This is a genomic window from Cobetia sp. 14N.309.X.WAT.E.A4, assembly GCF_030397495.1.
Lineage (GTDB): Bacteria > Pseudomonadota > Gammaproteobacteria > Pseudomonadales > Halomonadaceae > Cobetia > Cobetia marina.
Genome location: NZ_JAPNXT010000008.1, coordinates 126,940 through 144,998, shown reverse-complemented (window position 1 = coordinate 144,998; position 18,059 = coordinate 126,940). Strand labels below are relative to the sequence as shown.

The window sequence follows — 18,059 nt, the reverse complement described above, 5'->3', positions numbered from 1 at the left end:
GATGTGCGTAAAGACGCTCCGGGGGTCTTCTTCTGCATGACTTCCGCATGGTTTCTGCATATTCATCCATGTGGGAATGCATGGAGGTGCAATGAAAAGCATGAAAGAAGGCGCCTGCCCCGTGCCGTCGCAAGACGACCTAGTATAACGCCTGTTCGCGCAAGCTAAAGGGGGGGAAATGGCTTGAGTGACCGGTTTGCGCGTTCCGAGCCATTGCCCGGGCAATGGCTGGCCTCACGCCTCGTCTTCCGTCCAGGCGGACTCCATGGCGTAGCGCAACTGCTCGTAGTCGAAGCCGCGCTGGAGCAGGAAGCGCTCTCGGCGCGCACGCTCCTTGTGACCCTCGCCCGCTGAGGAAAAGCGCCTTGCCAACGTCTCGCGCGCCAGCTCGAAGAAGTCCACCGCATCAACATGTCCGAAGGCATCAGGCACCGGATCACAGGCAGCACGCATCACGGCACCTGACGTCTCGTTGTCGATGCCACGCTGGCGCAACTCCTGCTGGATACGCCTGGGGCCCTGCCCCCTCAGCACCCGTGTCCGCAGGAAGCTGGCGGCGAAGCGCTCATCGGATTGCAGGCCTTCCTCGACCAGACGCTCCAGCACTTCCTCGATCAGCAGCTCGACCTCATCACGACTCAAGCGCGTCTCGGCGCCCTCCTCGCCACTCGCGGACTGCTCCGCCAGCGCATCATCGCTGACGGTCTGCAGGTAGTCGCGCTCCTTGAGATAGTCGTGCAGCTCGCGACGGCTGTGCTCGCGGCGTGCCAGACGTGCGATGGCGTCATTGCGGGCACGCCGTTGCGGCGTCATCGCGCCGACATCGAGGGGCTGATAGTCCGGCCCGACGGTCTCTCTTTCCTGATCGTGCATGTTGGCGCTCCTTTCTGGAGAGGCACCCAAGATGGCGAAATCCCCGGTGCAAAACGCACAGCGCCCGCCACCGAAAACGGGGCGGGCGCTGCAGATCACTGAAAGGCGCTGAAATCAGCGCTCAATGAACACGTTCTCGAGCAGGTCTCAATCGAGATCCAGATCATCTTCATTTTCGGCGACCACTTCTTCCTTGGCCTCTTCCTTGGTTTCCGGAGAAGCCAGCAGCTGGGCGCGAATCTGGCTCTCGATCTCTTCCATGATCGCGGGGTTATCCTCCAGATACTGGGCGGAGTTGGCCTTGCCCTGACCGATCTTGCTGCCCTGGTAGCTGTACCAGGCACCTGCCTTGCCGACCAGACCACACTGCACGCCCAGATCAATGACCTCACCGGCGTGGTAGATGCCCTTGCCGTAGAGAATCTGGAACTCGGCCTGGCGGAACGGCGGCGCGACCTTGTTCTTCACGACCTTGACGCGAGTCTCGTTACCGGTGACTTCATCGCCGGACTTCACGGAGCCGGTACGACGGATGTCGAGACGGACACTCGAGTAGAACTTCAGCGCGTTACCACCGGTGGTGGTTTCCGGGCTACCGAACATCACCCCGATCTTCATGCGGATCTGGTTGATGAACACTACCATGCAGTTGGCATTCTTGATGTGACCCGTCACCTTGCGCAGCGCCTGGGACATCAGACGCGCCTGCAGGCCGACGTGGGAGTCACCCATCTCACCCTCGATCTCGGCACGCGGCGTCAGGGCTGCCACGGAATCGACGATGATGACGTCGACACCACCGGAACGCACCAGCATGTCGACGATCTCGAGTGCCTGCTCACCGGTATCCGGCTGGGAGACCAGCATCTCGTCCAGATTGACGCCCAGCTTCTCGGCGTAGGACGGATCCAGCGCGTGCTCGGCATCGATGAAGGCACACACCTTGCCCTGCTTCTGGGCCTGGGCGATGACCGAGAGCGTCAGTGTCGTCTTGCCCGAGGATTCCGGACCGTAGATCTCGACCACTCGACCGAAAGGCAGGCCACCGATGCCGAGCGCGATATCCAGGCCCAGAGACCCGGTGGATACCGACGGGATGGCCACACGCGGGGCATCGCCCATGCGCATGACGGCGCCCTTGCCGAACTGGCGCTCGATCTGGGACAGCGCCGCGTTCAGCGCCTTGGTACGATTGTCGTCCTGTGCCATGTGGCCTCCTGTCGAACGGCGGCGCCGCATGGGCAACCACCTGAAATAGGAAATTCTCAAGCTTCGGGTGATGCAGAGACTGTCAGCCTAGCGGCTGGGCTGTCATGGCAAAACCCTGTATACATGGACAGTATGATGCCGCATGTTTCATCGTTCTGCCAGTCCGGTGATGCGCTTTTTCAGGCAGCAGTCTCAACGCAGAGGGTTGCATGCGTCTCGAGCCTCACCAGTTCAGCCCTGCCAGGCTTCCACGCATTCGATCAAGCCTTGCAATGCCACCCTCACGGCGGCGTCGCGCACGGCCTGCCGGTCTCCCGGAAAGTGGAAACACCGCGCCTGCTGTCGCGCCTCACTGCCCCATGCCAGCCACACCGTCCCCACGGGCTTTTCTTCACTGCCGCCTCCCGGACCCGCCACCCCACTGATTGCCCCCCCCAGTTCGGCACCGCTGTCACGACACGCCCCCCTGACCATCTCGCGCACGACGGCCTCGGAGACTGCCCCGAAGTCCGCGAGCGATGCTTCGCTGACGCCGAGCAGACGCCGCTTGGCCGCATTCGAGTACGTCACATAGCCCGCCTCGAAATAGCCGGAGCTACCGGAAATCGCCGTGATCGCGGCACTCACGCCGCCCCCGGTGCATGACTCTGCAGCAGTGATCTGGACTCCGCGCGCCAATGCCAGCGCCTGCAGCTGCTCGGCCAGTGCATTCGCATCCGGTGCCTCGGACGTCGTATCCGTCAATCGAGCCATGAACGAACTCCTTTCTAGAAGTGGTCTGAGGAAAAGGGAAGCGAGCAGGAGGCATCACAGGCATTGGAGCCGGCCGCGCCAGTCCGTAGAATATCGCGCATCCCGCATGCCGTGTTCTCGCATGTGCGTCTTTTTCCCATTGCAGTGCAGTCAAGGAAGTCCATGGCCATGGCCAAGAACAGCGCGCCCCAGATGACGCCGATGATGGCGCAGTACATGAAGATCAAACGCGAGCACCCCGGTGTGCTGCTGTTCTATCGCATGGGCGACTTCTATGAGCTGTTCCATGAGGACGCCAAGCGAGCCGCGCAACTGCTCGACATCACCCTGACGGCACGTGGCAGCTCCGGCGGCTCCCCCATTCCCATGGCAGGGGTGCCTTATCACAGCGCCGAGGGTTACCTGGCACGCCTGGTAAAAATGGGCGAATCCGTGGCCATCTGCGAGCAGATCGGCGATCCCGCGACCACCAAGGGCCCCGTCGAGCGCAAGGTGGTGCGCATCGTCACACCGGGCACCCTGCATGACGAGGCGCTTCTGGATGCCAGCCGTGACAATCTGCTGGTGGCGCTGCATCGAGACGGTGAGACCTGGGGCCTGGCGGCACTGGAGCTTTCCTCAGGACGCTTCAGCGTACTGGAAGTCAATGGCGATGAAGAACTGCTGGCCGAGATCCAGCGTCTGTCACCCGCCGAGCTGATGGTCGGCGAGAGTCGTGAACTGCCAAGCAGTCTTGCCTCACGCCCGGGCCTGACCCGTCAGAGTGACTGGCATTTCGACCATGAGACCGCGTTGCGCCTGCTGTGCGATCAGTTCGGCGTTCAGGACCTCAATGGTTTCGGTTGCAGTCATCTGACCTGCGCGGTCACCGCTGCTGGTGCCCTGCTCGACTACGCGCGTGACACGCAGCGCACCGGTCTGCCCCACGTGACGGCGCTGGCCGTGGAGAGTCGCGACGATTCGGTCGTGATCGATGCCTCCAGCCGTCGCAACCTCGAGATCGACACCAACCTGGGCGGCAGCAGCGACAACACGCTGGCCAGTGTGCTGGACGTGACTGCCACCGCGATGGGCTCACGCCTGCTCAAGCGCTGGCTCAACCGCCCGCTGCGCGATCAGACCCAGATCGGCCAGCGCCAGGCGGCAGTGCAGCGCTTGATGGAGGGTGACTACCCCTTCGAACTGCAAGGCCTGCTCAAGCGGATCGGCGATGTGGAGCGCATCCTGGCGCGTGTTGCACTGCGCAGCGCCCGCCCGCGGGACATGGCGCGCCTGCGTGATGGCCTCAATACACTGCCAGAGCTGCGTGCCGTGCTCGCCAGCGTCGAGAAAGGCAGTGCCATCGATGACCTGCGCGATGGCATCCGCCTGTTCCCCGCCCTCTCGGCCATGCTCAGCGAAGCGCTGATCGAGAATCCGCCGGTCGTGCTGCGCGATGGCGGGGTGATCGCCGATGGCTACGACGATGAGCTGGACGAGTATCGCGGCCTCTCCGAGAACGCCGGTCAGTATCTGGTGGCCCTCGAGACCCGTGAGCGTGAGCGCACCGGCATCAGCAACCTCAAGGTCGGCTACAACCGCGTGCATGGTTACTTCATCGAGCTGCCGCGCTCCCAGTCAGCGGAAGCTCCGCCGGAATACATCCGCCGCCAGACGCTCAAGAATGCCGAGCGCTTCATCATCCCGGAACTCAAGGAATTCGAGGACAAGGCGCTGTCGGCCAAGTCCAAGTCGCTGGCCCGCGAGAAGCTGCTGTATGAGCACCTTCTGGATGACCTGAATACCGAACTGGATGGCCTGCAGCAGACGGCACGCGCCCTGGCGTCACTGGATGTGCTCACCGCCTTTGCTGATCGCGCCGCCGCACTGGACTTCGTCCGCCCGCAGCTCAGCGACACGCCGGGAATCGACATCGAAGGCGGCCGCCACCCTGTGGTGGAACATGTCAGCGACCACCCCTTCGTGCCCAACGACGTGCGCTTTGACGATGCGCGCCGCATGCTGGTGATCACCGGCCCCAACATGGGCGGTAAATCCACCTACATGCGTCAGACCGCGCTGATCGCACTGCTCGCGCATACCGGCAGCTTCGTACCCGCCGCTCGCGCCTGCATCGGCCCGCTGGATCGCATCTTCACGCGTATCGGCTCCTCGGATGACCTGGCCGGTGGCCGCTCGACCTTCATGGTCGAGATGACCGAGACTGCCAGCATCCTGCACAACGCCACCGACGAGAGTCTGGTGCTGATGGATGAGATCGGTCGCGGCACCTCGACCTTCGATGGCCTGTCATTGGCCTGGGCAAGCGCCGAGCACCTGGCCCGCACGCGCGCCTTCACGCTGTTCGCGACCCATTATTTCGAGATGACGGCACTCCCCGAGCACGTCGATGGCGTGGCCAACGTTCACCTGACCGCCGCAGAGCATGGCGATGGCATCGTCTTCATGCACCGTGTCGAGGAGGGGCCGGCAAGCCAGAGTTATGGCCTGCAGGTTGCCCAGCTGGCCGGGGTCCCGCAGAACGTCATCCTGCGTGCACGTGAGAAATTGACCAGTCTCGAGCAGCAGGAGGTCGATCGTCCGCAGGTTGCCCGTGAAGATGCACTCGGCCAGCCAGTACCGCAGCAGAATGATCTCTTCGCGGCACCGCCTCACCCGATCGTCGAAGCCTTGACCCAGCTGGACCCGGATGACCTGAGCCCCAAGCGGGCACTGGAACTCATCTATGAATGGCGCAAGATCCAGTAAGCGGCGGAGTGAGTCGACTGACAAGTCGCATGACACCATGCGCCTGCCGACACTCGACAGTGCGCGATGGGCATAGCACCATTCCAAAACGATCCGCCCACGCTGATTGCGAGGGCGGCAGAGCGCCACTAGAATAACGCCTTATAACACTCGCGCCGCTTATAACCTGAAACTCAAGATGCCGCTCAGACGGCACAGAGTGGCGCTGGACCACGACCTACGAGAGACGCCGACCCGCGTCAGGAGACCCAGATGGCATTCATCGTCACCGAGAACTGCATCCGCTGCAAATACACTGACTGCGTGGAGGTCTGCCCGGTCGATTGCTTCTATGAAGGCCCCAACTTCCTGGTCATCAACCCGGACGAGTGCATCGACTGCGCTCTGTGCGAGCCGGAGTGTCCCGCGGAAGCCATCTTCTCCGAGGACGAAGTGCCGGAGAATCAGAAGGAATTCATCGAGCTGAATGCCGATCTGGCCGAAGTGTGGCCGAACATCAGCGAGAAGAAGGACGCCATGGAAGACGCCGAGAAGTGGGATGGTGTCGAAGGCAAGCTCGAATACCTGGAGCAGTAAATGCCCTGCCCGACCTGACCGGGCAAGCACCAGGTTCTCATCAAGACGGCAGCCACTCCCTCAGGGGTGGCTGCCGTCTTCGTCTTGAGCGCTCATGGTCAGCCAGCCCGGCGGGTGGGGCCGAAAAAAAGGCACAAAAAAGGGCAACCCCGAAAGGTCGCCCGCTCCAAGCGTGTCCCTGTCGATCCGTCCTGGATCGTGTTCCTGGGTGCTGTCCCTGCCCGTCATGGCATCCTGCCATTCAGAGCGCACCGTCACGCATGGGGCATTGCGGCACTGCTTGCGCAGCTGTCCCACCACAATGCCCGTTTCTGCTTATTGCCTGCCCTGCTGTCCTGCTCATGCAACTGCATCGCAGATGCATTGCCCGGCATCCTGCCCGTGCCGCTCCTGACCTGCCTCAGCTGACAGTCTCATGATGTTCCGTGATCTGACATCCTTGCCTCGGCATCCTGCCGTCGAGATTCTGCCGCTGATTGCCTCGTCTGCCTGACACGGATGATGTCCCGTCATCCGTCACTCCTGTGAAGGCGAGCTTCCTGACTGCATATCGGGTCGAGACCCATCAACCATCCCTGTCATGATTGCGCGTCCGCTGCCAATGACGATACCGTCACTCTGGATCTTCCTGATCCGGTACTTCCTGTACCTGGCCATTCATCCGTGGTCCCTGGCCAATTCCTGCCCGCTCCTCGGGCAAGATGCCATGCAGTGCTGCTGCTTCCGTCATCCTTGACGGTTCCTGTTCGCTGAACATCCTGTTCAGACGAGTCGGGCATCCTGCCCGACGTACTCCCTGGAAGATCATCAAGAGCATCCTGCTCAAGGGTGCGGTGTCCCGCCGCATCCCGCTTCCATGACGCTATTCTGGTCAGCAAGCCGTCATCAGGCAACTAGCCAAACCGCTCAGACGAATCGGGACAAACAAGGAAGCTTTTAGATAAAACTGTTGTAAAACAGTGATCTATAGAAAAACATACGATTGAACACGTATCCGGAGTGCAGCAGTTATCCTCTATGTCCTGCATATCTTGTAGGAAAAGGCTTACATGAACTGACTGCAGAGATGGGGAAAGTCCACGTACTTGAGACGCAACCTGCGCGGACAGCACGTGTAACGCACGACGGGGCCGTACCCGAAGGTACGACCCCGTCATGTGGAAGCGTTGTGGATGCCGACGACCAAGACGGCATCCACAAGCCTGTCGCCTGCTTACTGGCCCTTGATCTCTTTCAGGCCATTGTAGGCGACATCGCCCAGCTGCTGCTCGATCACCAGCAGGCGGTTGTACTTGGCGACACGGTCAGAGCGGCACAGAGAACCGGTCTTGATCTGCCCGGCACAGGTACCCACGGCGAGGTCGGCGATGGTGGTGTCTTCGGTCTCGCCACTGCGGTGGGAGATGACCGCAGTGAAGCCAGCGGCCTGCGCCATCTTGATCGCATCCAGGGTCTCGGACAGTGAACCGATCTGGTTGAACTTGATCAGGATGGAGTTGCCGATGCCTTCATCGATACCACGGCTCAGGATGCGCGTGTTGGTGACGAACAGGTCATCACCGACCAGCTGCACCTTGTCGCCGAGCTTGTCGGTCAGCAGTTTCCAGCCTTCCCAGTCAGACTCGTCCATGCCGTCTTCGATGGACACGATGGGGTATTCGTCCGCCAGCTCGGCCAGGTAGTCGACGAAACCACGTGCATCGAAGCTCTTGCCTTCACCAGACAGATTGTACTGGCCATCCTTGTAGAACTCGGAGGAGGCACAATCCAGCGCCAGGGTCACGTCAGTGCCCAGCGTGTAGCCCGCATCGCTGACCGCCTGCTTGATGACCGCCAGCGCTTCGGCATTGGAGGCAAGGTTCGGTGCGAAACCACCTTCGTCGCCCACGGAAGTGCTCAGATCGCGGCCCTGCAGGACCTTCTTGAGCGCGTGGAAGATCTCGGCACCGGTGCGCAGCGCTTCACGGAAGGTCGGCGCGCCGACCGGCTGGACCATGAACTCCTGGATGTCGACATTGTTGTCGGCATGCTCGCCGCCATTGATGATGTTCATCATCGGCACCGGCATGGAGTACTTGCCCGGCTGACCGTAGAGCTCGGCGATGTGAGCGTAGAGCTCGATACCCTTGGCCTGGGCGGCCGCCTTGGCAGCGGCCAGGGAGACCGCGAGGATCGCATTGGCACCCAGCGATTCCTTGTTCTCGGTGCCATCCAGCGCCAGCATGGCGTCATCCAGCGCACGCTGGTCCAGTGCATCCATGCCCACGAGACGCTCGCGGATCGGGCCATTGACGGCTTCGACTGCCTTCAGCACACCCTTGCCCAGATAACGGCTCTTGTCGCCATCACGCAATTCCAGCGCTTCGCGCGAACCGGTGGAGGCACCGGAAGGCGCGCAGGCGCTGGCACGTTGTCCACCTTCCAGCACGACCTCGGCCTGTACGGTCGGGTTACCACGGGAATCGAGCACCTCAAGGGCGCGGATTTCGACGATATTGGCCATCTTGTGTCGTCCTCTACACGGGGGATTGAAACACCACGACGGGCATCTTGCCCATAGCGCAAAAAGGCCGCTCACAGGGTAGTGAACGGCCAGTAGTCATGTTCAGCGAATATCCAGCGGCGCAAAGCCCTTCACCAGCGAATCCAGCGATTGCAGCTGGCGCAGGAAGGGTTCGAGCTGATCCAGCGGCAATGCGCAGGGGCCGTCACACTTGGCATTGTCCGGGTCCGGATGTGCCTCGAGGAACAGGCCTGCCAGCCCCAGCGCCACGCCGGAACGGGCCAGATCGAAGACCTGCTCACGACGACCACCGGCAGAATCGGCCCGCCCACCCGGGCGTTGCAGCGAGTGGGTGACATCGAACAGCACCGGCAGCCCCGTATCCTTCATCTCGGCCATGCCGAGCATGTCGACCACCAGATTGTTGTAGCCGAAGCTGGAGCCGCGCTCGCACAGCAGAATCCGGTCATTGCCCGCTTCACCGCACTTGGCGACGATATGGCGCATTTCGTGCGGGGCCAGGAACTGCGGCTTCTTGACGTTGATGACGGCACCGGTGCGCGCCATGGCCACGACCAGATCCGTCTGGCGCGCCAGGAAGGCGGGCAGCTGGATGACATCGGCCACTTCGGCCACGGCAGCTGCCTGATGAGGCTCGTGGACGTCAGTGATGATCGGCACGCCAAAGCGCGACTTGATCTCGGCGAGGATCTCGAGACCCTTCTCCATCCCCGGCCCGCGATAGGAGTGCATGGAGCTGCGATTGGCCTTGTCGAAGCTGGCCTTGAAGACGTACGGCATGCCGAGGCGCGATGTCACCTCGACGTATTGCTCGGCGACTTCCAGTGCCAGCTCACGCGATTCCAGCACGTTCATGCCACCGAAAAGCGTCATCGGCCGATCATTGGCGACTTGCAGGCCTGCAAATTCGATCACGCGTTGTTCGTTGCTCATCACTGCACCGTCCATCAAAAACGTTGCCCACCGGCGGCTCAGCCGCGATGCCCTTGCCTGCCGGACATTCTTGATGAGCCGCCGCGGAAAAGACCCACGGGCGCCACTCTGGCGTGACGCCCGGCGATCACCCTATCACTCGCCGCGAGTCCGCGCCGCCTTGTGATTGAGCGCCGCATTCACGAAGCCGGAGAACAGCGGGTGACCATCACGCGGGGTGGAGGTGAACTCCGGGTGGAACTGACACGCGACGAACCACGGATGGTCCGGCAGCTCGACCATCTCGACCAGCGAGTTGTCGACGCTGCGGCCCGAGAAGATCAGACCGGCCTCTTCCAGCGCCGGCACGAACTGGTCGTTGACCTCATAGCGGTGGCGGTGACGCTCGACGATCTCATCGCTGCCATAGGCCTGATGCGCCTTGGAGCCGTTGAGCAGACGACAGGCCTGACCGCCCAGACGCATGGTGCCGCCCAGGTCGGATGCCGCGTCACGGGTCTCGATCTTGCCTTCCGGCGTCAGCCATTCAGTGATCAGACCGACCACCGGGTGCTGGGTGTCGTGAGTGAACTCGGTGGAGTTCGCATCAGTCCAGCCGGCCACGTTGCGGGCAAACTCGATGACCGCGACCTGCATGCCCAGACAGATACCCAGATACGGCACCTTGTTCTCACGTGCGAAGCGTGCGGTGGCGATCTTGCCTTCCACACCCCGCTCGCCGAAACCGCCCGGCACCAGCACCGCGTCCTTGCCGATCAGACGATCGGTACCGTTGCGCTCGATCTCTTCGGAATCGATGAAGTCGACGTTGACCTTCACACGCCCCTGGATACCGGCATGAATCAGCGCCTCGTTCAGGGACTTGTAGGCGTCCAGCAGCTCCATGTACTTGCCGACCATCGCGATGTTGATGGTCTTGAGCGGGTTGAGCTTGGCATCCAGTACCGACACCCACTCGGACATGTCGGCCTCTTTGGCCTCCAGGCGCAGCTTGTCGCAGACAATCTCATCGAGACCGGCTTCATGCAACATCAGCGGAATACGATAGATGGTGTCGGCATCCTGCAGCGACACGACAGCACGTTCCTCGACATTGGTGAACAGCGAGATCTTGCGACGCTCGCTTTCCTCGATCTCGACTTCGCTGCGGCAGATCAGGATATCCGGCTGGATACCGATGGAGCGCAGCTCCTTGACGCTGTGCTGGGTCGGCTTGGTCTTGGTCTCACCAGCCGTCTTGATGTACGGCACCAGCGTGAGGTGCATGAAGATGGCACGCTCGCTACCCAGCTGGGCGCGCAACTGACGGATCGACTCCAGGAATGGCAGGGACTCGATGTCACCGACGGTGCCACCGATCTCGACCAGCGCGACGTCATAGCCTTCACCGCCAGCGATCACGCGACGCTTGATCTCGTCGGTGATGTGCGGGATGACCTGAACCGTTCCACCCAGGTAGTCGCCGCGGCGCTCCTTGCGCAGCACGTGCTCGTAGACACGGCCGGTGGTGAAGTTGTTGCCCTGAGTCATGCGCGAGCGGATGAAGCGCTCGTAGTGACCGAGGTCCAGATCGGTTTCCGCGCCATCTTCAGTGACAAAGACTTCGCCGTGCTGGAACGGGCTCATGGTGCCCGGATCGACGTTGATGTACGGATCCAGCTTGAGAATGGTGACCTTGAGGCCACGGGCCTCGAGAATAGCCGCCAGCGAAGCGGATGCGATGCCCTTGCCAAGCGAGGACACAACGCCGCCCGTCACGAAGATAAATCGTGTCATGGAAACCTGCCGAAAACGTGAGCTGTAGGAGAGATCCGGGGGAACGGATCAGGATGGGTCGCCAGTCTAGCGGAAAGGCTGCTCCGGCTCAATTTGATTGCCACTCCATCCATCCTTGGTGACGCCGCCACGGGCAGCCGCCACAACGTATCAGGCCCGCCGTGGCGGGCCTGATACGTGATACTGCGATCTCCTTACACTTCCAGGAAATCGAGAATCCCTTCTGCGGCCCGGCGGCCTTCATCAATGGCGGTCACCACCAGATCGGAACCGCGCACCATGTCACCACCGGCGAACACCTTGGGATTGGTGGTCTGGAAGGCGAGTCGCTCGGCACTGGTCGCGATGCGCCCACGCTCATCGACCCCGATATCGAAATCGGTGAACCACGGCGCAGGACTGGCCTGGAAACCGAAGGCGACGATGACGGCATCCGCCGGCAGGATCTCTTCGGAACCCGGCACCACTTCCGGGCGCTGGCGCCCGTTGGCGTCCGGTTCACCCATGCGGGTACGCACGACCTTGACGCCCTCGACCTTGCCCTCACCGACCACCGCCACCGGCTGGCGATTGAACAGGAAGTCGACGCCTTCCTCACGAGCATTGGTCACCTCACGACGCGAGCCCGGCATGTTGGCCTCGTCGCGACGGTAGGCACAGGTCACGGTATCGGCGCCCTGACGGATGGAGGTGCGGTTGCAGTCCATCGCGGTATCACCACCGCCGAGCACCACGACCTTCTTGCCTTCCATCGAGACGTAATCGGCCGGGTCCTTCTCGAAGCCCAGGCAGTGATTGACGTTGGCGATCAGGAAGTCGAGCGCCTTGTGAACTCCCGGAAGATCCTCGCCCGGGAAACCGCCGCTCATGGCGTTGTAGGTGCCCATTCCCAGGAAGACGGCATCGTATTCCTCGAGCAGGGCATCGAAGCCGATGTCACGACCGATCTCGACATTGAGACGGAACTCCATGCCCATCTCTTCGAAGATCTCGCGGCGGCGCGTCATCACGCCCTTCTCGAGCTTGAACTCCGGGATACCGAAGGTCAGCAGCCCACCGATCTCCGGGTGACGATCATAGATCACCGGACGCACACCGTTGCGCACCAGGATATCGGCTGCCCCCAGACCCGCCGGGCCGGCACCGATGATGGCGACGCGCTTGTCCGTCCAGCTGACCTTGGACATGTCGGGACGCCAGCCCATCGCGAAGGCGGTGTCGGTGATGTACTTCTCGACAGAACCGATGGTGACGGCACCGAAGCCATCATTCAGGGTGCAGTCGCCTTCACAGAGACGATCCTGCGGGCAGACGCGCCCACAGACTTCGGGCAGCGAGTTGGTCTGGTGCGAAAGCTCCGCAGCCTCGAGGATGTTGCCCTCGGAGACCAGCTTCAGCCAGTTGGGGATGTAGTTGTGTACCGGACACTTCCACTCGCAGTAGGGGTTGCCGCAACCCAGGCAGCGATGCGCCTGACTGGCCGCTTCCACCGGCTTGAACTCGGCGTATATCTCGTTGAACTCGCGGGCACGCACGCGAGCATCTTTCTTCTGCGGGTCCTGACGACCCACATCGATGAACTGGAAGTCGTTGGCGAGCTGATTGGCCATGATGAATCCTCTCTCAAAATCCGGGCACCGTCGCGGTGCGGGCCCTCACCCGGGGCTTGCCAGGGTGAGGGATGCGGTCACTCCGGCTGACGCCGGGACTGATCGAGCAATCCCCCCAGGCTTGCCGCCTTGGGCTTGACCAACCAGAAGTGACGCACGAAGTCAGGGAAATCACGCAGGATGTTGCGACCGCGCTCGGAGCCGGTCTCGGCCACGTATTCCTCGATCACTTCGCGCAGATGGCGACGATAGGCCTCCATGGCTTCGGTATTGATACGGTGGATTTCCACCAGCTCGTGGTTGTACTTGTCGACGAAGTCTCGACTCTCGTCCAGTACATAGGCGAAGCCGCCGGTCATGCCTGCACCGAAGTTGACGCCGGTTTCGCCCAGCACGCAGACCAGCCCGCCGGTCATGTACTCACAGCAGTGATCGCCCGCCCCTTCGATGACGGCATGCGCACCGGAGTTGCGCACCGCGAAGCGCTCGCCGGCAGTTCCCGCGGCGTACAACTTGCCGCCGGTCGCCCCATACAGGCAGGTGTTGCCGATGATGGCCGTCTTGTGGCTCTCGAAGCGCGAGCCGCGCGGCGGCACGATGGTCAGCTTGCCGCCATTCATGCCCTTGCCGACGTAATCGTTGGCATCGCCTTCCAGATGCATCTCGAGGCCATGCGCATTCCAGACCCCGAAGCTCTGCCCTGCCACGCCGGTCAGGCTGACCTTGAGCGGCGAGCCCGCCAGTCCTGCCTCGCCATACCGCTTGGCGATCTCACCGGAGACACGCGCCCCGATGGAGCGATCGCAGTTGGTGACATGGAAGCTGAACTCGCCACCGCTGCGGCTGTCGATCGCCGACTCCATCGCCGCCAGCATCTCGAGGTTCTTGGCGCCGGGGTCATGCGGCTCGTTGCGGCTGACCTGGCAGAACTGCGGCGCGTCCTCGGGCACGAAGTCATTGCCCAGCAACGGCGTGAGGTCGAGACGACGCTGCGCGTTGGTCTCGCCTTCCAGCACTACGAGCAGATCGGTACGACCGATCAGGTCGGTGATCTGGCGCACGCCCAGCAGCGCCATCAGCTCGCGCACCTCTTCAGCGATGAAGCGGAAGTAGTGCTTGACCATCTCGACGGTGCCGCGGAAATGCTCATCACGCAGCGCCTGGTGCTGGGTCGCGACACCGGTGGCACAGTTGTTCAGGTGACAGATACGCAGGTACTTGCAGCCCAGCGCCACCATCGGTGCCGTCCCGAAGCCGAAGCTCTCGGCCCCCAGAATCGCCGCCTTGACCACATCCAGACCGGTCTTGAGACCGCCATCCGTCTGCAGACGAATCTTGTGACGCAACTGATTGATGCGCAGCGCCTGGTGCACCTCGGGCAGCCCCAGCTCCCACGGGGAACCGGCATGCTTGATCGAGGTAATCGGGCTGGCCGCGGTGCCACCGTCGTAGCCTGAGACGGTGATCAGGTCGGCATAGGCCTTGGCGACACCGGTGGCGATGGTGCCGATGCCGGGCTCGGAGACCAGCTTGACCGAGACCTGCGCTGACGGATTGACCTGTTTCAGGTCAAAGATCAGCTGTGCCAGATCCTCGATGGAATAGATGTCATGGTGCGGCGGCGGCGAGATCAGTGTCACCCCCGGCACGGCGTAGCGCAGACGTGCGATCAGGTCGTTGACCTTGCCGCCCGGCAGCTGACCGCCCTCACCGGGCTTGGCGCCCTGTGCGACCTTGATCTGCAGTACCTCGGCATTGACCAGGTACGCCGGCGTGACACCGAAACGCCCGGACGCGATCTGCTTGATCTTGGAGGAGCGCACGGTGCCGTAGCGTGCCGGGTCTTCACCGCCCTCACCGGAGTTGGAGCGCCCGCCGGCCTCGTTCATGGCCTGCGCCAGCGCCTCATGTGCCTCGGGAGACAGCGCGCCGAGTGACATGCCGGCGCTGTCGAAGCGCGGCAGCAGTGATTCGACGGACTCGACTTCCTCAAGCGGCAGCGGCTCGGCCACGGGCTTGAGGCTCAACAGATCGCGAATGGTCGCGACCGGACGCTCGTTGACCAGGCGCGCGAATTCCTTCCACTTGCCGTAGTCCCCCTGCTGCACGGCCTGCTGCAGCTTCATCACCACGTCAGGGTTGTAGGCGTGGTACTCACCACCGTGCACGTACTTGACCAGACCGCCCTGCTTGATGCGCTTGCGCGGCAGCCAGGCTTCACGCGCCAGCAGCTCCTGCTGGAACTGCAGCTCGGCGAAGCCGGCGCCTTCGATGCGCGAGGCCATGCCGGTGAAGCACATGTCCATGACTTCACTGTTGAGCCCTACGGCCTCGAACAGCTGCGAGCCACGGTAGGAGCCGATGTGCGAGATGCCCATCTTGGACAGGATCTTGTAGAGGCCCTTCTGCATGCCCTTGCGATAGTTCTCGCGGGCATCGGCCGGGTTGCCGGACAGCTCGCCGGTGCGATGCATGTCGGCCATCACCTGATAGGCAAGGTAGGGGTAGACCGCCGTGGCACCCACCCCGAACAGCACTGCCATCTGGTGTGCATCACGCGCATAGCCGGTCTCGATGACCAGATTGACGCGCGGACGCAGTGCCAGTGCTCCGAGGTGATGGTGAATGGCACCGGTCGCCAGCGCCGCGTGAATCGGCAATTGTCCCTTGGCGAGCCCGCAGTCGCTGAGCACCAGGATCACCTTGCCATTGCGCGCCGCTTCCTCGGCCTGCTGACAGATACCCTGAAGCGCCTGCTTCAGAGAGTCCTGACTCGGGTCATAGTGCAGCTTGAGCGTCTGGGAGGTGAACGCCGGGTCCTCATGATTGACCAGCGCATTGAACTTGCGCGGTGACAGCACCGGCGTGGTCAGGATCAGACGATGCGCGTGTTCCGGCGTCGCGTCGAAGATGTTGAGCTCGGCGCCACAGCAGGTCTCCAGCGACATCACGATCGCTTCGCGCAGCGGATCGATCGGCGGATTGGTGACCTGGGCGAACTTCTGACGGAAATAGTCGGTCAGTACGCGGTTCTGGCGCGACAGCACGGCCATCGGGGTGTCATCCCCCATGGAGCCAACCGCCTCCTGACCGCTCTCGGCCAGCGGGCGCAGCAGCTGATCACGCTCTTCAAAGCTGACCTGGAACATCTTCTGATAGACGTCCAGCGTGTCCGCTTCCATCGGCTGGAAACGCGCCAGCTCGGTCAGCGCGGACTCGAGGTAATTGGCATTTTCACGCAACCAGCGCTTGTAGGGATGGGCCCCCTTGAGGCGCTCGCTGACCTGATCGGTGTGCAGCACTTCACCGGTCTCGGTATCGACACCCAGCACCTGCCCCGGCCCGACACGCCCCTTGGCGACGACATCTTCCGGCTTGTAATCGTAGGTACCGATCTCGGAGGCCAGCGTGATGAAGCCATTGCGGGTGATGACCCAACGCGCCGGACGCAGACCGTTGCGGTCCAGCATGCACACGGCGTGGCGACCGTCGGTGAGCACGATGCCCGCCGGACCATCCCAGGCTTCCATGTGCATGGAATTGTATTCGTAGAAGGCCCGCAGGTCGGAATCCATCTGCTCGACGTTCTGCCAGGCCGGCGGCACCATCATGCGGATGGCGCGATAGATATCCATGCCACCGGTCAGCAGCACTTCCAGCATGTTGTCCATGCTGGAGGAATCGGAGCCGACCGTGTTGACGATCTCGTCCAGCTCGGCGATCTCGGGCAGCTGCTCAGAGACGAAGTTCTCCTTGCGCGCGTTTGCCCAGCCACGGTTGGCCTCGATGGTGTTGATCTCGCCGTTGTGGGCGAGGAAGCGGAACGGCTGGGCCAGCGGCCAGCGCGGCGCGGTGTTGGTCGAGAAGCGCTGGTGGAAGACACAGATCGCGGTCTCGAGACGCGGGTCGCCCAGGTCCTTGTAGAAGCGCGGAAGGTCTTCCGGCATCACCAGACCCTTGAAGGAGATGACCTTGCCGGACAGCGAGCAGACGTAGAAGTCCTCTTCGCCCTTCAGCGCCTGCTCGGCGTATCTGCGCGCCATGAACAGGTCGACATTGAAGGCGATATCGGTACGTTCACTGGAAGCTGCAACGAAGACCTGACGAATGCGCGGCAGGCAGTCGCGGGCCATCGGGCCGCACACGCTGTCATCCACCGGCATGTCACGCCAGCCGAGCACTTCAAGGTTGCGTGCCGTCAGGGCGGACTCGAAGGCATCACGCGCGGCCTGTTCACGCGCGTCATCATTCGGCAGGAAAAGCGTACCGACAGCATAGCGCTCGCCCAGCTCGAGCCCGAGCGTCTCTCGGGCGATCTGGCGCATGAAGCCATCCGGCATCTTGAGCAGCAGGCCGCAGCCATCACCGGTCTTGCCGTCGGCAGCGATACCACCGCGGTGAGTCATGCACGTCAGGGATTCAATGGCAGTCTGCAACAGCTCATGGCTTGCCTGCCCTTCCATATGGGCGATCAAGCCGAAGCCGCAGTTGTCGCGGAACTCTCCCGGTTGGTGGAGACCTTTATTCATGGGCGTGCCTCACGGAGAAATCATGTGTCCAGATGCTTTTCAACAAGCATTTTCGAGGTTATAGTTATCGGTTATCTTTATTTTTATGCCTGCCGATAGTGGCGCCATCAGTGTCGCAACACGACGCCAGATTTCCCTCGAGCATATCCCCGCGCTTCCCCACCGCGCAATTCTCCACAGGTCGCCCATCGGGCAAAAAAACCTGACAAAACCGAAGGTTAGAGACACCTCATTCCAAAAAACCCTGTAGGCTCAAGCGCTTAGCGGGTAGACATGCCTCGCGGGTTTCGCCTTGCAACTTTAGTCTTGGATGAATAAAAAACAGCGTTTTTATTCAATTCTCCCCATACCGATTACGCATACGGCATACCAATTCAGGAATCACGCCCCGCTAATGCACTTGTCCTGCACACTCACCAGCACACCCGCCCCGTACATCGGACATGCGCCCCGGGCACGTCCACCTGAAGTGCCCGCTGACGCTCGACAAAAAGAAAAGCCGCCACCCTGAGGTGACGGCTTTTCTTC

Annotated in this window: 10 protein-coding genes; 2 read left to right on the top strand and 8 right to left on the bottom strand. The window is 62.1% G+C overall.

Annotation, left to right across the window (positions count from 1 at the left end):
* Window positions 1-234: 234 nt before the first annotated feature.
* The 3 genes from OW493_RS12325 to OW493_RS12315 form a co-directional block, all read right to left on the bottom strand.
* Window positions 235-873 (bottom strand): regulatory protein RecX, encoded by a 639-nt coding sequence (locus tag OW493_RS12325; RefSeq protein WP_255303222.1) that lies wholly within the window; start codon window positions 871-873, stop codon window positions 235-237.
* Window positions 874-1,020: 147 nt separating this feature from the next.
* Window positions 1,021-2,082 carry a recombinase RecA gene (recA, locus tag OW493_RS12320; RefSeq protein ID WP_077377977.1) on the bottom strand — a complete coding sequence of 354 codons (1,062 nt, stop codon included), beginning with the start codon at window positions 2,080-2,082 and terminating at the stop codon, window positions 1,021-1,023.
* 231 nt (window positions 2,083-2,313) lie between these two features.
* A complete protein-coding gene (locus tag OW493_RS12315; protein ID WP_289864308.1) occupies window positions 2,314-2,835 on the bottom strand; it encodes a CinA family protein in 522 nt (173 codons plus the stop codon).
* Between the two features lie 168 nt (window positions 2,836-3,003).
* Between OW493_RS12315 and mutS the strand changes: the two genes are divergently transcribed.
* Together mutS and fdxA are read left to right on the top strand one after the other, a co-directional pair.
* Window positions 3,004-5,583: a DNA mismatch repair protein MutS gene (mutS, locus tag OW493_RS12310; RefSeq protein ID WP_289864307.1), complete on the top strand. Its 2,580-nt coding sequence runs from the start codon at window positions 3,004-3,006 to the stop codon at window positions 5,581-5,583.
* A 252-nt stretch (window positions 5,584-5,835) separates the two neighbouring features.
* Window positions 5,836-6,159 carry a ferredoxin FdxA gene (gene fdxA, locus OW493_RS12305; protein ID WP_077377971.1) on the top strand — a complete coding sequence of 108 codons (324 nt, stop codon included), beginning with the start codon at window positions 5,836-5,838 and terminating at the stop codon, window positions 6,157-6,159.
* 1,213 nt (window positions 6,160-7,372) lie between these two features.
* Here fdxA and eno read toward each other — a convergent pair.
* The 5 genes from eno to gltB form a co-directional block, all read right to left on the bottom strand.
* Entirely contained in the window at window positions 7,373-8,662 is a 1,290-nt protein-coding gene (gene eno / locus OW493_RS12300; RefSeq protein ID WP_077377968.1) for a phosphopyruvate hydratase, read from the bottom strand.
* A gap of 102 nt (window positions 8,663-8,764) precedes the next feature.
* Window positions 8,765-9,616: a 3-deoxy-8-phosphooctulonate synthase gene (kdsA, locus tag OW493_RS12295; RefSeq protein ID WP_077377966.1), complete on the bottom strand. Its 852-nt coding sequence runs from the start codon at window positions 9,614-9,616 to the stop codon at window positions 8,765-8,767.
* A gap of 135 nt (window positions 9,617-9,751) precedes the next feature.
* Complete coding sequence (locus OW493_RS12290) at window positions 9,752-11,392, bottom strand: CTP synthase (protein WP_077377963.1); 1,641 nt, start codon at window positions 11,390-11,392, stop codon at window positions 9,752-9,754.
* Window positions 11,393-11,586: 194 nt separating this feature from the next.
* Entirely contained in the window at window positions 11,587-13,002 is a 1,416-nt protein-coding gene (locus OW493_RS12285) for an FAD-dependent oxidoreductase (protein ID WP_289864306.1), read from the bottom strand.
* Window positions 13,003-13,079: 77 nt separating this feature from the next.
* Window positions 13,080-17,531, bottom strand: coding sequence for a glutamate synthase large subunit (gene gltB / locus OW493_RS12280; RefSeq protein WP_289864305.1), 4,452 nt, complete (start codon window positions 17,529-17,531; stop codon window positions 13,080-13,082).
* Between the last annotated feature and the right edge of the window lie 528 nt (window positions 17,532-18,059).

Bases quoted from the DNA above. Each gene is read 5' to 3' on its own strand.
- OW493_RS12325 (WP_255303222.1), bottom strand. From the start codon at position 873: ATGCACGATCAGGAAAGAGAGACCGTCGGGCCGGACTATCAGCCCCTC.
- recA (WP_077377977.1), bottom strand. From the start codon at position 2,082: ATGGCACAGGACGACAATCGTACCAAGGCGCTGAACGCGGCGCTGTCC.
- OW493_RS12315 (WP_289864308.1), bottom strand. From the start codon at position 2,835: ATGGCTCGATTGACGGATACGACGTCCGAGGCACCGGATGCGAATGCA.
- mutS (WP_289864307.1), top strand. From the start codon at position 3,004: ATGGCCAAGAACAGCGCGCCCCAGATGACGCCGATGATGGCGCAGTAC.
- fdxA (WP_077377971.1), top strand. From the start codon at position 5,836: ATGGCATTCATCGTCACCGAGAACTGCATCCGCTGCAAATACACTGAC.
- eno (WP_077377968.1), bottom strand. From the start codon at position 8,662: ATGGCCAATATCGTCGAAATCCGCGCCCTTGAGGTGCTCGATTCCCGT.
- kdsA (WP_077377966.1), bottom strand. From the start codon at position 9,616: ATGAGCAACGAACAACGCGTGATCGAATTTGCAGGCCTGCAAGTCGCC.
- OW493_RS12290 (WP_077377963.1), bottom strand. From the start codon at position 11,392: ATGACACGATTTATCTTCGTGACGGGCGGCGTTGTGTCCTCGCTTGGC.
- OW493_RS12285 (WP_289864306.1), bottom strand. From the start codon at position 13,002: ATGGCCAATCAGCTCGCCAACGACTTCCAGTTCATCGATGTGGGTCGT.
- gltB (WP_289864305.1), bottom strand. From the start codon at position 17,531: ATGAATAAAGGTCTCCACCAACCGGGAGAGTTCCGCGACAACTGCGGC.